The organism is Paenibacillus wenxiniae (genome assembly GCF_039822605.1).
Lineage (GTDB): Bacteria > Bacillota > Bacilli > Paenibacillales > Paenibacillaceae > Saccharibacillus > Saccharibacillus wenxiniae.
Window position 1 is genome coordinate 732,042 of sequence record NZ_JBCGUH010000002.1, and the last position, 13,789, is coordinate 745,830.

At 44.8% G+C, this 13,789-nt stretch carries 13 protein-coding genes; 2 read left to right on the top strand and 11 right to left on the bottom strand.

What is annotated here, in order from left to right; translation table 11 throughout:
• Positions 1-360: 360 nt before the first annotated feature.
• The 3 genes from AAHF22_RS05990 to AAHF22_RS06000 all read right to left on the bottom strand — a co-directional run bounded on the left by AAHF22_RS05990 (position 361) and on the right by AAHF22_RS06000 (position 2,779).
• Positions 361-795 (bottom strand): MarR family winged helix-turn-helix transcriptional regulator, encoded by a 435-nt coding sequence (locus AAHF22_RS05990; RefSeq protein WP_347324046.1) that lies wholly within the window; start codon positions 793-795, stop codon positions 361-363.
• Positions 796-1,327: 532 nt separating this feature from the next.
• Positions 1,328-2,101: an SDR family NAD(P)-dependent oxidoreductase gene (locus AAHF22_RS05995; protein ID WP_347324047.1), complete on the bottom strand. Its 774-nt coding sequence runs from the start codon at positions 2,099-2,101 to the stop codon at positions 1,328-1,330.
• Positions 2,102-2,281: 180 nt separating this feature from the next.
• Positions 2,282-2,779: a GNAT family N-acetyltransferase gene (locus tag AAHF22_RS06000; RefSeq protein WP_347324048.1), complete on the bottom strand. Its 498-nt coding sequence runs from the start codon at positions 2,777-2,779 to the stop codon at positions 2,282-2,284.
• A 164-nt stretch (positions 2,780-2,943) separates the two neighbouring features.
• On the opposite strand from AAHF22_RS06000, the gene xerS reads away from it, so the two are divergent.
• Positions 2,944-4,029, top strand: a complete 1,086-nt coding sequence (gene xerS / locus AAHF22_RS06005; protein ID WP_347324049.1) for a tyrosine recombinase XerS — start codon at positions 2,944-2,946, stop codon at positions 4,027-4,029.
• A gap of 507 nt (positions 4,030-4,536) precedes the next feature.
• Here the strand turns inward: xerS and AAHF22_RS06010 are convergent.
• The 3 genes from AAHF22_RS06010 to AAHF22_RS06020 all read right to left on the bottom strand — a co-directional run bounded on the left by AAHF22_RS06010 (position 4,537) and on the right by AAHF22_RS06020 (position 7,036).
• The gene (locus AAHF22_RS06010; protein ID WP_347324050.1) at positions 4,537-5,076 is read right to left on the bottom strand and encodes an NADPH-dependent FMN reductase; all 540 of its coding nucleotides are present in this window, start codon (positions 5,074-5,076) and stop codon (positions 4,537-4,539) included.
• A 71-nt stretch (positions 5,077-5,147) separates the two neighbouring features.
• Entirely contained in the window at positions 5,148-5,741 is a 594-nt protein-coding gene (gene mobB / locus AAHF22_RS06015) for a molybdopterin-guanine dinucleotide biosynthesis protein B (RefSeq protein ID WP_347324051.1), read from the bottom strand.
• Entirely contained in the window at positions 5,738-7,036 is a 1,299-nt protein-coding gene (locus AAHF22_RS06020; RefSeq protein ID WP_347324052.1) for a molybdopterin molybdotransferase MoeA, read from the bottom strand. The genes mobB and AAHF22_RS06020 overlap by 4 nt, the downstream gene beginning before the upstream one ends.
• A 125-nt stretch (positions 7,037-7,161) precedes the next feature.
• Between AAHF22_RS06020 and AAHF22_RS06025 the strand changes: the two genes are divergently transcribed.
• Positions 7,162-7,299: a hypothetical protein gene (locus AAHF22_RS06025; RefSeq protein WP_347324053.1), complete on the top strand. Its 138-nt coding sequence runs from the start codon at positions 7,162-7,164 to the stop codon at positions 7,297-7,299.
• A 654-nt stretch (positions 7,300-7,953) separates the two neighbouring features.
• On the opposite strand, the gene AAHF22_RS06030 is transcribed toward AAHF22_RS06025, so the two are convergent.
• The 5 genes from AAHF22_RS06030 to AAHF22_RS06050 all read right to left on the bottom strand — a co-directional run bounded on the left by AAHF22_RS06030 (position 7,954) and on the right by AAHF22_RS06050 (position 13,701).
• Complete coding sequence (locus AAHF22_RS06030; RefSeq protein WP_347324054.1) at positions 7,954-8,394, bottom strand: hypothetical protein; 441 nt, start codon at positions 8,392-8,394, stop codon at positions 7,954-7,956.
• Positions 8,395-8,429: 35 nt separating this feature from the next.
• The gene (locus tag AAHF22_RS06035) at positions 8,430-11,192 is read right to left on the bottom strand and encodes a beta-mannosidase (protein WP_347324055.1); all 2,763 of its coding nucleotides are present in this window, start codon (positions 11,190-11,192) and stop codon (positions 8,430-8,432) included.
• Positions 11,193-11,963: 771 nt separating this feature from the next.
• On the bottom strand, positions 11,964-12,725 hold the full coding sequence (locus tag AAHF22_RS06040; RefSeq protein ID WP_347324056.1) for a DUF4247 domain-containing protein: 762 nt from the start codon (positions 12,723-12,725) through the stop codon (positions 11,964-11,966).
• A 12-nt stretch (positions 12,726-12,737) separates the two neighbouring features.
• Positions 12,738-13,253 carry a DUF4178 domain-containing protein gene (locus tag AAHF22_RS06045; RefSeq protein ID WP_347324057.1) on the bottom strand — a complete coding sequence of 172 codons (516 nt, stop codon included), beginning with the start codon at positions 13,251-13,253 and terminating at the stop codon, positions 12,738-12,740.
• A 43-nt stretch (positions 13,254-13,296) separates the two neighbouring features.
• Positions 13,297-13,701, bottom strand: coding sequence for a DUF350 domain-containing protein (locus AAHF22_RS06050; protein WP_347324058.1), 405 nt, complete (start codon positions 13,699-13,701; stop codon positions 13,297-13,299).
• Positions 13,702-13,789 lie beyond the last annotated feature (88 nt).

Consider the following 13,789-nt stretch of genomic DNA (forward strand, 5'->3'; position numbering starts at 1 on the left):
ACACACATCCAATCTAGGACAAGCAAATGCAAATATAAAATACGACTTGATAGGAGCAAAGGTACAGTCACAGTTGTAATGAACATAATGATCATTAGTATACTATGGTCACTAGCCTGCTTTTGAAAGCCGATGTATTACATATAGTATCGAAGATAGTTTTCTAAAATTTATTGCCCTCATTTAGAGATGGAATGATAAACTTGCATACAAAATTCATGAGGGGAAGTAAGGTTACAGGAACTTTTCCTGTAACCTTACTTTATACAATATATCGTTATCCTATCTACATAAAGATCATACATACTACTAGTAGGCAAATGAACCATTTTCCATGTTAAACGCATTTTGAACGTATAATTAACTTTTAATTTTGCTAATGATTTGACGAATTTGGCGATTAAGCTGTTCTAGTTCTTCATGGCTCAACCCGGTTGACTGCAATAGCGATTGCGGAATACAAGCTGATTGCTCTTGCAGAGATAGACCTTGCTCCGTAATACGGATCTTAACGACACGTTCATCCTCAAGTGAGCGCTGGCGTTTGATCAAGCCGGATTCCTCCATCCGTTTGAGCATCGAAGTCATCGTACCTGAATCCAGATAAATTTCTTTACCCAGTTCTTTAATTGTGCATTCTTTCTTATCCCATAATACAACTAGTGCCAAATATTGAGGATACGTAATCCCCATTTCCTCCAGCATCGGCCAGTACATGCGTGTAATTGCACGCGAGCCTGCATATAAAGAGAAACAGAGATGTTCTTCCAATGCCAGTGTTTTCTTTTCTTCCACTATTCTCACCCTTTGCTTGGTGCAATTCATAGTTTGCATACGTAATATTTGTTTGCATTAATCATATCATACTCAGATATATTGTCAACAATTAATTAGTAAAAAACTATTATAGTGTCTATATAATATAAATCGTAGCGATTTTGCTAATCGTACCTATCTTTACTTCTTGTTTCTACATTTTTTTTCTATATTCTCTGCATCAAATGAATTGAGCGTTACAAAAGCACTCCTTATACATAAAAACGCAACTTTGTTAAAAATAGTTCATACTTTTAGGTGGCATGTGTACGAAAACGAAAACCTTTTGCTAGACTGGGGCAGAAACTACTCCGGCTAATATGTATACGAGTTTGCCTACAAACTCTTATTCGATGCAGAAAACGTACCAAAAAAGCACAGTTCTCCTTACAAGAACTGTACTTTCGTTGATTTATATTGGGTTACGAATGTTTAGTTACAAATGTTGGGTTACGCCTATTTACTTGTTGATACGATCTTATCTAGCTTTCGTATCATTGTAATTGCTCATTTAAAATCCAAAAATCGACATGCCACCATCAACCATCAGCGTTTGCCCGGTCATATAACCTGCGGCATCAGAGGATAGGAATACGACAGGGCCAACTAATTCCTCCATCGCGCCGATCCGTTTGAGTGGGGTACGGTTTAAAATATCTTGCATATATTGTTCATCTGCAAGTACAGATTCAGTCAGCGGTGTGCGGAAATACCACGGGCCAACACCGTTCACCTGAATACCATAATCTGCCCACTCCAATGCCAAAATTTTGGTCATTTGAATCAATGCCGCTTTCGTTGCACCGTAAGCTACACCTGTACGCATCGCTAGATGTCCGGCAACCGAAGCGATGTTGATAATCCGACCGCCGCCATTATTTTTCATGCCTTCGGCGGCTAACTGAGAGGCGATCAGTGCGGAATGCAGGTTCGTTTTGACGATCATGTCCCATTCCATATCCGTCACATCCAGTGCGCGGCTGCGAATGTTCATACCTGCATTGTTGACCAGAATATCCGGTATGCCAAAAGATAGCTCAAACCGTTCAAATGCTTCTTTCATCTGCTGTCGATCGGTCACATCTGCTACGAGGCAGATCGCCTGACGACTGCTATGCTTTTCAATGAGCTGTTTGGTCAATTCCAGATCCGAGCCTGTACGCGAGATTAAGCCTACATCAGCACCTGCCTGCGCAAGCCCGATCGCCAGTGCTTGCCCGATCCCTTTGCCGGCACCTGTAATAATTGCTTTTTTATTGGATAACGAAAACGTTGGTAAGTACATAATGTGTAAGTCTCCTTTGCAGGTTATGTCCTGTTTGCGGTTTCAATCATGATGTTATTTACACAGCAAGCCCTACGTGTTAAGCAGGCGACTTTATTTTCCTCTATTCATCCATCCTATTCATACGAATATGAACTCGCGACAGCATATTTCCGTATCCATACATCACACCAATTGGCCTTATACTAGCTGCCGAAACGAATTAAAATACTGGCTTGGTCCACCATGATCTGGCTCTAGCTTTTCCACATATTGCTCTTCGGTATACTCGCCGATAATACGACGCCAGAATGTCTGTGCTGCCAGATTGTTACTCACCTGTGTTACTTTCCAGCGGCCTGGATAACGTCTGAATAGCTCGCATGCTGCCCATGTGCCAACACCCGACCGCCTGTATTTATGCAGGATAAAAAACTCGGTCATATAATAATCCGCTTCCCCATTATCCAGCCGATCGACCAGTGCAAAGCCGGCAATATGGAAACCCGAATAGATCAAGTAAGGGAATTTACGCCCTGGTCGACTCCAAAACTCGTCCAGATCCGGATATTCGGGAAAACGTCCCTTATCGGTTAACTCGATATTCAAATAATATGTAAAATCATACAAGTAAAATTGCATCATTTCGCGAATGATCCGCTTTTTACTACGCGGAACTAACTCTAACGCCAGCGCCATACCTGTCCCTCCGATGTCGAAAAATACATTACCTGTAAATGGAGCAGACGGCAGTATCCAGAATGGATGTTCTGCCTTCCTATCACTATATACCCTATTTACAGAGCGACGCAAATCATATGCGTATTTTATGATACAATCGGAGCACGAGGTGAGTTCACGACATGACGATACAGAAAATACAGGATCGACGTAAGCTGGATGACAAGCTGCCCTCCATGCCCTGGTATGTAGAGCAATTTATTAACTATAAACTACCTGATTTATCGCCGTCCACGTTGCTGGAATACATACGGGATTATGAATCATTTTTCAGCTGGATGATCGCTGAAGGTTTATCGACTGCTGATCAGATCGGGGATATTGCACTACTGGAGCTGGAAACGCTACGGATGGAAGATGTCACCGCCTATCGGCTTTATTTAACGACACGTGCGGAAGGCGCCAATACCCGTGTTACGGTATCACGCAAGCTATCCTCACTCCGTTCCTTGTTCCACTATTTAAGCCAGATTGCTGAAGACGATGATTTCTACCCACTACTCAAACGTAATATTATGGCGAAGATCGAAGTGAAACGACTGCACAAACCGAAGGATACCGCCGCCAAGCTCAAGGGCAAAATTTTGGAGGATGAGGAGCTGCTGGAGTTTGTCGGTTATATTTTGGAAGGTCATCGCGAGACGATTGCCGGCAATAAGCAAGCGTTATATTCGTATGAGCTTAACCGTGAACGCGATGCATGTATTGCCAGTCTGATTCTAAATTCAGGGCTGCGTGTATCCGAGGTCGTTAATCTGAACTTGAATGATCTGGATATCAATCAGAAAATGCTCTACGTTTCCCGGAAAGGCAATAACGATGAAACGTTCAAAACCCCCGTTTACTTCCGCGAACAGGCACGTGATGAACTGATCGTCTATTTGCAGCTACGCGACACGCGTTATCGTACACCGCGTAATGAATCAGCACTGTTCGTCGCCAAACCGAACGGACAATCATCAGGCAAACGTATGACCAAACGTGCTATTCAAGCGATGATTATCAAATATGCCAAGTCGTTCGGTAAACCGTATTTGACCGTGCACAAACTTAGACATTCTTTTGCGACCGACTATTATTTGCAAAATGATATTTATAAAACAAAAGAACAGCTTGGACACGCTTCAACGGAAACGACCGAGATTTATGCGCATCTGACGGATAAAACGATGTCTGAGGCGATTGAACGCCGTAAGGACGAACTATAAAGGGCACTGGAATAATCGAGCGTGTGGCACGAAAGCACGAAGGAGATACACATGCTTTTAGTGCTTTTAGTGCTTTTAGTGCTTTTAGTGCTTTTAGTGCTTTTAGATCAGTTATAGCAAAATAAACGTCCAGCATAAGTATGAGACAATCAATGGTAGCATACTTACCACACACACATCGAGCAAAACTATAGCAGGACACGATGTATCAACTTCTATACTATGTATGCTCGCTATATCCCAGTTGCTATCCTCCTCTAATGCAGGATGTACATGGAGGTAGATATGATACGCAATTGTATCTAACCAGTTACTCCTGTTATAAAAAGGAATTGTTGTTCCTAAGAAAAGTTAAAAACCGCCGCTTTCGGAATCAAAGCGGCGGTTTTTTTATCGTTGCTATTCTATTCAACCCTGTTCAAGACCAATCCTATTCCTATTCCCAATTCATCTTGTTCCAGAAGTGTGACTAACACATCTACACTTGTTCAAGCATCATGCAATTTTTTAAAATACTTTGTTCAGCTTTTCCGCCAGATCAGCGAAGGAAGCGACTGCTGTACGAATGCGCAGTTCTGCGCCTTCATCCACCGGAGCGCCCTCTGCATCAAATTCACGCTGAGTGCCACCGATCGAAATCCATTCCGGGCAATTGATACCGTGCAAGTTGCGCACAATCGTTTGCAAATGCAGTAAGGAAGCTGTACCTACTACACCGCCAGCCGAGTTGGCAGACAGTACTGCTTTATTGTTGAAGTAGTCGCTGTTCAGGAAATCGAGTGCATTTTTCAGTACGCCAGATAGTGAGCCATGATATTCAGGAGTCGCCAGTACAAGTGCATCTGCACTTTTGGCAGCTGCGGATAGCTTTTGTACTTCTTCATGACCATACGCTTCCCCTGGACCATATAGTGGCAAAATATGCTCCTGCAAGTTGAACACTTCGGTTTCGTGTCCTTTTTCATTCAGCAGGCGGGCAATATATTGGCATAGCTTCGTTGTCGATGCATCAGGACGTGTACTTCCAGCAATTAAGGTTACCTTCATTCGTTCTCTCTCCTTTTTCTATAAGTGGAATGGACATTGCTGCTTGTAAACCGCATTGGAATACGGCTTATTCATGACGTAGAGGACTGTATGTAAGCATGTAATGCAATGAACATATCCATAATACCATCTTTTCCGGCTGGAATAATAGGTATGTCTTTCAAATTTAAATGATCTTTCTGTTCAACATATTTTGTAACGTGTGCTGAAGCAAGACGCGTGTACATCCAGTGAATAGAAGTTAGTTCACTTAAAAGCTCCAGTCCCTTTTCATCTGCTATCAGCGCTACCTTAGGATAGTTCTCACGTTTAAATCCTTCGACAAGAATCAGATCATAACGATCCAGTGTGCTCTCCACCAGCTCATCGATCAGCTGTTCCAATGAAGCAGACTGTTCGCGAATAATCGCTGTTCGACGAGGTGATGTGATCGCGATTGCAGCCGCACCCGCTTCCGTATGAGCATACGTGTCTGTACCCGGATGATCCATTTGAAATTGATGCGCATCATGCTTGATCACTGCTACTCGCAGCCCATGCTGTACAAGTAAACGCAGCAAAGATGTAACGAGCGTCGTTTTGCCGGAATTTTTGTAACCTACGATCTGTATGATGGGAGGTCTGTGATCGTTTGGCATCGGAGTCTGTCCCGTATGATCATTCATCGATCCATCAACCTCAGTATCTGCACGATCGTTCCGGCTGCAAGCGGCTCACTTGTTGGCGGAATAACGATCAAGCAATCGCTATCTTTAATCGTTACCATCACATTCGATTCGTCCAATAAGGCAGGATAAGCTATCAGGCGACCATTTTCCATCTCCAAACGACCACGTACATAGCGAGTAAAGCTATTGATTTTTACATATTCGCGTCCAAGCTCTGCCTGCCACTGTGGTAAATAATCATGCTGCGAACCCATCATCTGCCGAATCGTTGGACGCACAAGCAATTCACAGCCAACAAAGCAGGCACCCGGATTACCGGATAACGCAAATAGCAGCTTACCATCCTTTACCGCTCCCGTCGTTACACTGCCTGGACGCATCGAAATTTTGTTAAACAGCATCTCCACTTCACCACTGCGTACAAGATCACCCATAATATCATAGTCGCCAACCGATACACCGCCGCTGGATACGACCAGATCATAATGCTCCAGCGCATTCATCATCATCGTTCGTGCTAGCTCCAGCTTGTCTTCAATCGCTCCAAGCAGTATCGGCTCGCCACCGGCTGCTGCAATCTGCTGGGCGAGCATCAGCGAGTTGCTATTGCGAATTTTACCCGGTGCAATCGGCTCTTCGACACCAAGCAGCTCCGTCCCTGTTGAAAATATTGCCACACGCGGTTTGCGATACACTGGCACCGTATGTACACCAAATGTAGCCAGCACACTGATTTCGCCCGCTCCAATCTGTGCTCCCTGTTGCAATAGCAGATCGCCTTCCTGTACCTCAAGTCCGATCGGTGTAATATTTTTCCCCTGCTCTACCTGACGCTTGATACCGACCCATGTGCGCCCATGTTCTGTACGCAGCTCCGTCATTTCCAGCATCACGACAACATCCGCACCATCGGGCACCATCGCGCCCGTCATAATTCGAGCCGCATAGCCTGATGTAATTTCATGTGATGGTGTATAGCCACAGGGAATATTATCGATCACTTCCAGCCAGACGATATGGTCACTGGACGCTTGCGCCAGATCAGCCGCTTGCAGCGCATACCCATCCATACCTGACCGCCGAAAATGCGGATACGGATGTGGCGCGGTAACCGACTGTGCTAGAAATCGCCCTCCTGCCTCATGTAGCTTCACTTCTTCTAGTGTAGCAGGCTGTACATAAGCAGCAATTTTCTGCTGCGCAGCCGCTGGTGTGATTGGTCTACGATTGAATTTCCCGTTATCGTGCTGTGATGATGCCGCTGAGGATTCTGAACCCTGTTGTGATGTCATGAATCTATACTCCCTTCCATGTAAATCAATTGTTCTTTTGTCATTGTACATGATTGGCGTGAGGTTTGCAGGTATGGAGGGATTTTGCTTTTGGAGTGGACGCTAGAACGTTGGGGTTAAGGGGAATGGTGGTTTTGGTGGTTTTGGTGGTTTTGGTGGTTTTGGTGGTTTTGGTGGTTTTGGTGGTTTTGGTGGTTTTGGTGGTTTTGGTGGTTTTGGTGGTTTTGGTGGTTTTGGTGGTTTTACGTTACTACGGGGTATAGTTGGATCGATGGACTATTCTCAATCAATTGCAGATAGGTAGGAAGCGAGTGCTATTTTTTTATTATGAATTTTTCATATAATGAAATTATAAGTTAGATTTTAAACTACATGAAATTATCGGATATCTTTATTGCCACTTCGTATTAAAAAATCCCAGCTATTTCAGCGTTCAAATTCAGCATTCAAAAAACAGCCTGCAATCATAACTCTAACTTCTTTTTGAATAAAATATGTAAGTAACCCCCGCTGAATATAAATTTCATAACACGCAGGCAAGCAAATAGGGGAACGAACCATTTATCAGGTTAGTCGTTTTCTAACAAGAAGTTCGATGAAAAGTAATGTTTACAACAGCAAAATATCTTTTCTATTGTTAGCGATCTCCTAACCGAGGTTTAGTAAAAAGTGATTTTTGTAGAGCACAATATCTTCCCTTTTCCAGTGTTAGCATTCTCCCAACATGAAGTTTAATAAGACGCAATTTTGTAAAACAAATAACTCGCTGCCTCCAAGCACAGGAATCTACATGATGATGCTACTCCGTAGATTCCTATGTGAGACTTAAGCCCCTCCCCTTATTCCTTTCCAATAAGGTAAATGTTGTGATTTCCAATTCTTATTGCACAGCATCATACACCATTCACTGTGTACCCCTACCTATTTTCAGGTGCAAAAACGCCTGCTGTAGCAAAATAAAGTGATCTCATTGTATCCTCTTGATTTTCTACAGGCATTTCCTGAAACCACGGCTGCTCCATGTCCTCTTCTGTCAAATTCAAATCTCTCCACAGCACCAGACCCAATTGAGGAAAACGATACATACACCCATCTGACTGTAAACGATCATAGGGCGAGATGACATCCAATTGTTCTACCAGTTGCGCCGCTTTTATTTGAAATACATCGATATCTTCATATTTACAGCTCAATCCTGCTTCAGCATTGATTTCGACAAAGCTCACCTTATCTTGTTCGTACTCTACTTGAAAGCGATACACGGCATGTGAAAGATAGCGCTCTGCATCCTTTCGCAACATGCCAATATGGATATCGCCTACGGAATGGCCAGGTTGTACTTGCATAACAGCAGCCATTTGCTAATCAACCTCCTGCTGCATTTTATTTATTGCTATACCGATTGCTGTTCATCCCCACTACTATCGTTCAACGCACCCATACGCAACGTATCCCAGCGAACCGCCTCGCCTCCAGCATGACGAATATGAATCGTCCGCTGCTCACCAGGCAATAGATCAAAATAATTATCATCCATTCGCAACCGCCCTTGAGCGATATCTATACGCACCATACGTGCCAGCACATCGCCATTGACGATCGTCACCGTCTGCTGCTGTTCATCCACGGTGCTCGTCCACGTCGCTACCGGCAGTTGAAGCTCCAAAGGCGAACGTAAATAATACAGATTACGCTGAATGTCTGCGTGATCGCAGCTTAGCACGACAACAACTTGATTCGGCTCGGCTTTGCCCTGTAGCAGCTCTGCTTCACTCCATGTTGCAACCAGGCCTGCTTGATTGGCTCCCATTTCTATTCCTATCTGATGACTGCTAATTACGCTACCTTGCCAGTCGATGACTTCTACATGGATCTCCGTATGCAGCTCCTCTAACCGATCGTTCACCATCCATACATGGAACGGCTGACCCGGATCATGATCGGCACATAACAATAATGGATGATAGAAACGACGCGCGTAGAAATACGCTGCTTTGGGCAAAAGCTCATAATCGATCATCGACCAGCTTGTACCCGGCCAACTATCATTTAACTGCCAGATCAGACTACCGCCATTACGATGCTTATGGCGACGATAGTGCTCAATGCCGTATTTTAAACCCTCTGCCTGCGTTAACATCGAATAGTTGATATACTGGTCTACATTTTGCGGAATCCCTGTATATCCTTCCATCAGTAAAATACCTTTACGATGATTTGTATCTTTATTGCGATACGCCATTTCCGGACTGCCCCAGTAAAAGGACTCCGCTGGAATGTATTTGGATAATGTATGGTAATTCGCCGCTGCATGCATACCAAATTCACTGCTAAACAGCGCCAGATCCGACTTGTAATGCTGGAAACTAACGCCCTCTATACTGTAATCAAGCAACGGCGCATCACCATAATTGCGCGGATATACGGAACCGTGCCAGACTTGCCAGTTATGGCGATCTCCAACATCTGGATCATTGGCGTCATTGCCTCCATAAGGTGAAGACGGCCAGTACGGACGCTGCGAATCAAGCTGCTCTAACACATCTGGAATCAGCTCATGATAGATCACTTCTCCATAAAATGGACTGCGGATATCCCCTGATGCTGTTTTCATATCATACAGCCAATCAATCTCATTGTTGCCGCACCAGAGCGCAAGGGACGCATGATTACGCAGTCGACGCACTTGATCTTCTATTTCATGACGCACATTGCTCATATAATCATGATTAAAATCAGGAAATAGCGCATTCGCAAATGCAAAATCCTGCCAGACGAGAATACCCAGCTCATCACATAGCTCATAAAATAAATCTTTTTCATAAATGCCACCTGCCCACACACGCAGCATATTCATATGTGCTTCAGCAGACAATTCAATCAGCTCCCGATAACGTTCATTCGGAATCGCGCCGATGCGATTATCAGCAGGAATCCAGTTCGCGCCACGAGCATACAAACGAACCCCATTCAGCACAAAAACAAAGCTTCTTTCCCCCTGTTCATTTTGCTGCTGCAACTCGATCGTTCGCAATCCGACCGACTGCTCCGAGCGATCGACAATGTCATCGCCAGCATAGAGCGTTACAACCAGTGTATACAAATAAGGCTCACCCAGATCATGTGTCCACCACAGCTGTGGCTTCATAATCGGTAATTCAATATGTACGTGATCAGCAAGCGTTCCACCAAGCCCATGTAGTAAAGCGGATTGTGTAATCGTTGTACGCTGACTGGCTACTTCTTGTCCTTGCCGATCATATAACACCACAGCGATTTCTAACGGCATAGAATGACGGCGTGTTTGATTCGGATCATGCGTACCGCTCGCCGATAAAGCTGGTGTTTCTGCTGAAAGCGCACCGGGCACATCCGCTAATGAATGAGTGGCTGACGCATCGCGTGATGCAGAGCGATACGTATTAAAATCCGTGTAGCGAAGCGGCGCTACACGCTGGCAAGCTACGTTGACATGCAGCATCGCCTGCTCTGCATTTGCCGCATCGGTATACGCATATATATCACTTAGCTGCGCCACACGGCGGCGACGAATCTCTACACTTTCCCAGATCCCAACCGTAATCAACCTCGGTCCCCAATCCCAGCCAAAATTCATAGCCGCCTTACGGAGCCACGGACGTTCTTTCGTATAAGAGGACCAATCAAACTTTTCTTTATTTTGGTGGTGCATAGATAACGGATCAAAACGAATGGCAATACTATTCCAGCCATTGCGTAATAGACGTGTCACCTCAAGCACATATTGACGATGCATATTTGCAGTACGTGCCAATTCATGCCCATTGATATATACAGTTGCAAACGTATCCAGTCCGTGCAGCACCAGTTCATGGCGTTCATACCGATCATCGGTCAGCTCATAATCAAACGTTGTGCGATACCACCATTCCTCCTGCTCTACCCAGCGGCATAGCTGATCCTGATGTCCATAATATGGGTCAGGAATGAGACGATGTGTAATTAGCGCTTCATGCACATCTCCTGGCACCTCAGCCGTAATCCAGTACCGATCATCCAATCCCGCGGCTGCTACTTCAAGCGGATTCACTTCCCCCGGATGATAATGTTGTATCCGCCATGTCCCATCCAGACGAAGCACTTCTGGTAAATGGGAGCGTCCTTGCCCTGCTGACATGTGCAATCCCTCCACGCTATTCGTAATAGAAAACGCATACATGTACACCTTAGCATAAACGCCTTCTACATCCAAACAGTGATTAGCAAGCAACCATTCCGGTGCGTTAACCAGCTTGAATTGAAAGTCTGATCTACTCCAGCAAACATAGTTTGCGGATACACCCTAGTACGATTTATATAGACGTTAACGCTGTACATAAAAGAGATGGAAGAGACTTCGTACACTTGCGTATATCGAAAGTGTGGAAAGGGAATTCATTTCAATTTTGATATCATAACTGCACTGGATTCCGGTTGGAGAAATCATACGAAGTATACAGATACGATTTGTATAGCATATACACACTTATACGCTGGCACACCTGCCTTCCTACATATTCGTTTGCTTATACTATCCTATTGGAAGCACGACTATTCTAAAATCTAAATAAAAAAGTCTCCCTCATCTGTGCAAACGCAAGTTCGTTTGCCAGATCAGAGAGACTATGACTGTTAACTACTATTTCGTACTAACATTTCGTACTAACCTGCTATTGGGTACTAATTTTGCTTATATGTTAATTCGTAAAGCAATCACTCAGAACGTGTCTGACTACCAGACTTATTCAAAGCGCCATCCCATCCATATTGAAACTCCAGCACATTCAGATCGCAGCCTGGTCATACCTGTACCGCAGCTGCCAGCTTTTATCTGCCATCCATCTTCCTATCATAGTTAACCTTCTCATCATGGTCAGCCTTCATATCATTACAGCCATGATCACAAATATCATCGTCGCCCACGCTTGCGGATTTTACCGGAACCGAAGCTGGACTTGGGTGCACTGTTGCCGGGTGAAAAGAAACCGCCGGAGTTGTTGGATGAACTTCCTCCACGATTAATCGAGCCGCTGGATGGCGAGCCGCGATTGGACACGTCACTGCCGTAGCCAGAACGCTTCGATGAAGAAGAGCTACCACGTTTGAAAATCGAACCAGACTTATCGACCGTTAAAGGCGGTGCCTGCTTCATATCCTGCGCTGACGGCTTATTATATTGTGTTTTGGGTGGATACGTATTTTGCGATGCATAACCGCGATATGTACCTCCGCCGTAGCTACCATATCCACCATAACTTCCGCCTGATCCGAACAAACTTTGTAAAATCGAAGCGGTCAAATATCCTTGCAAAAAGCTAGAGCTATAATTTTGCCGTACATATTGTTGCGAATCGACTTCAATCAGTGCATCCTGAGGCTTCGCAGGATCGCGCTGCACCTGAATCAGTTCATCATTATACACGAGAAACATACGATCAGGATCTTGCACCGATGTTTGCTCTGGTCTGCGCTGATCGGCTAATTGCTCCGCAACAGCCGGAACCGTCTGATTTGCCGCACGATATACATACGAAGTGGAATTGCCATTACGACTGACCGATTCCAGCGGATACGTAATTTTGTTGCTGCCAAAGCCGCAGCCAGACAACAAGGAAACGACCAGACTGAGTGCCAGTATAATCTTTGTCCATCTGGACATCCGCTCTTTCATCCGCCATCGCTCCTAACTGGCACGAATCACGCGTACATCTGCGTTCAGTACCCATTCGCCTTCATATAGTGTAAAGCGTCCACCCTGCCATTCAATGCGCAGCAGTTTACGATCATCTGACTGATGCTGCCATACATACTGCTCGCCATTCGCAGCACCCGGTAATACCGGTGTACGTCCCGTCGATAAAACCGTGCCGCTATATTGCTCATCCAAATAATAATCGGTACCGTCCATCTCGATATGAGTCGGTACTTCATTCGGATTGTCCAGACCGCCATCAATCGGCTGATACAGCGCATACCGTAGCTTTTCCTGCATCTCTACATGCAGATAGCTAATGCTTGCTCCATCCTGCAATGTAAGCATCACCGTATTGCGTGCACGATTGCGCGCTGTACCTACAATTTCATACGTCACGAGCGATACTTCGCAAATATCACCTACTTGCAGATCAAGCGGACTTTTCTCCGGCTTCGGTGGTTCCGGCTTGGACATCAAATTCGTAATCCGTTTCCATAATCCCATAGCAAGTCTTCCTTTCACTTCATCTGTTTCTATGTCTGTTTATTTACAACGATGCCGAAATAATAAATGCACCGACCAATTGCAAACCGCCGCCCAGCATACCATGACCGATCAGTCCCTGGCGTGTGCCTTCATCCAGATCAAGTCCAGCAATCCCTTTGAATAGCAGACGTGCAACCTGTTCCAAAATAAGCAAGATGACAAAGGCGACGATCGATACGAGTACCGCCTCCCATAAGCTCCATGACGTATTGATCGATACCGATAAAATATATCCTTGTGCAAATAGCTTCATCACTAATCGAATCGCTACCGCTGTATTGCCTGCCTTAATCTCAGCGATATCTTTATACTTTGTAAACAACGAATCCAGATACATGAGCACCGCTAACAGCACAGCACCCACACCAGTCCAGACTAAAATTTGCAGCAAAATATCCCAGCTCATCCGTCTCAGCCTCCACATCATTCATCAAATGCATTATGTTGTATGGCAAAAGCCACAAAAAGACGAAGGAAGAACCGAATGCGCGTGA

Coding starts and splice junctions, on each gene's coding strand:
- xerS (WP_347324049.1), top strand. CDS start 2,944: ATGACGATACAGAAAATACAGGATCGACGTAAGCTGGATGACAAGCTG.
- mobB (WP_347324051.1), bottom strand. CDS start 5,741: ATGAATGATCATACGGGACAGACTCCGATGCCAAACGATCACAGACCT.
- AAHF22_RS06025 (WP_347324053.1), top strand. CDS start 7,162: ATGGTGGTTTTGGTGGTTTTGGTGGTTTTGGTGGTTTTGGTGGTTTTG.
- AAHF22_RS06045 (WP_347324057.1), bottom strand. CDS start 13,253: ATGGGATTATGGAAACGGATTACGAATTTGATGTCCAAGCCGGAACCA.
- AAHF22_RS06030 (WP_347324054.1), bottom strand. CDS start 8,394: ATGGCTGCTGTTATGCAAGTACAACCTGGCCATTCCGTAGGCGATATC.
- AAHF22_RS06050 (WP_347324058.1), bottom strand. CDS start 13,701: ATGAGCTGGGATATTTTGCTGCAAATTTTAGTCTGGACTGGTGTGGGT.
- AAHF22_RS06010 (WP_347324050.1), bottom strand. CDS start 5,076: ATGAAGGTAACCTTAATTGCTGGAAGTACACGTCCTGATGCATCGACA.
- AAHF22_RS06000 (WP_347324048.1), bottom strand. CDS start 2,779: ATGGCGCTGGCGTTAGAGTTAGTTCCGCGTAGTAAAAAGCGGATCATT.
- AAHF22_RS06035 (WP_347324055.1), bottom strand. CDS start 11,192: ATGTCAGCAGGGCAAGGACGCTCCCATTTACCAGAAGTGCTTCGTCTG.
- AAHF22_RS05995 (WP_347324047.1), bottom strand. CDS start 2,101: ATGTACTTACCAACGTTTTCGTTATCCAATAAAAAAGCAATTATTACA.
- AAHF22_RS06020 (WP_347324052.1), bottom strand. CDS start 7,036: ATGACATCACAACAGGGTTCAGAATCCTCAGCGGCATCATCACAGCAC.
- AAHF22_RS06040 (WP_347324056.1), bottom strand. CDS start 12,725: ATGAAAGAGCGGATGTCCAGATGGACAAAGATTATACTGGCACTCAGT.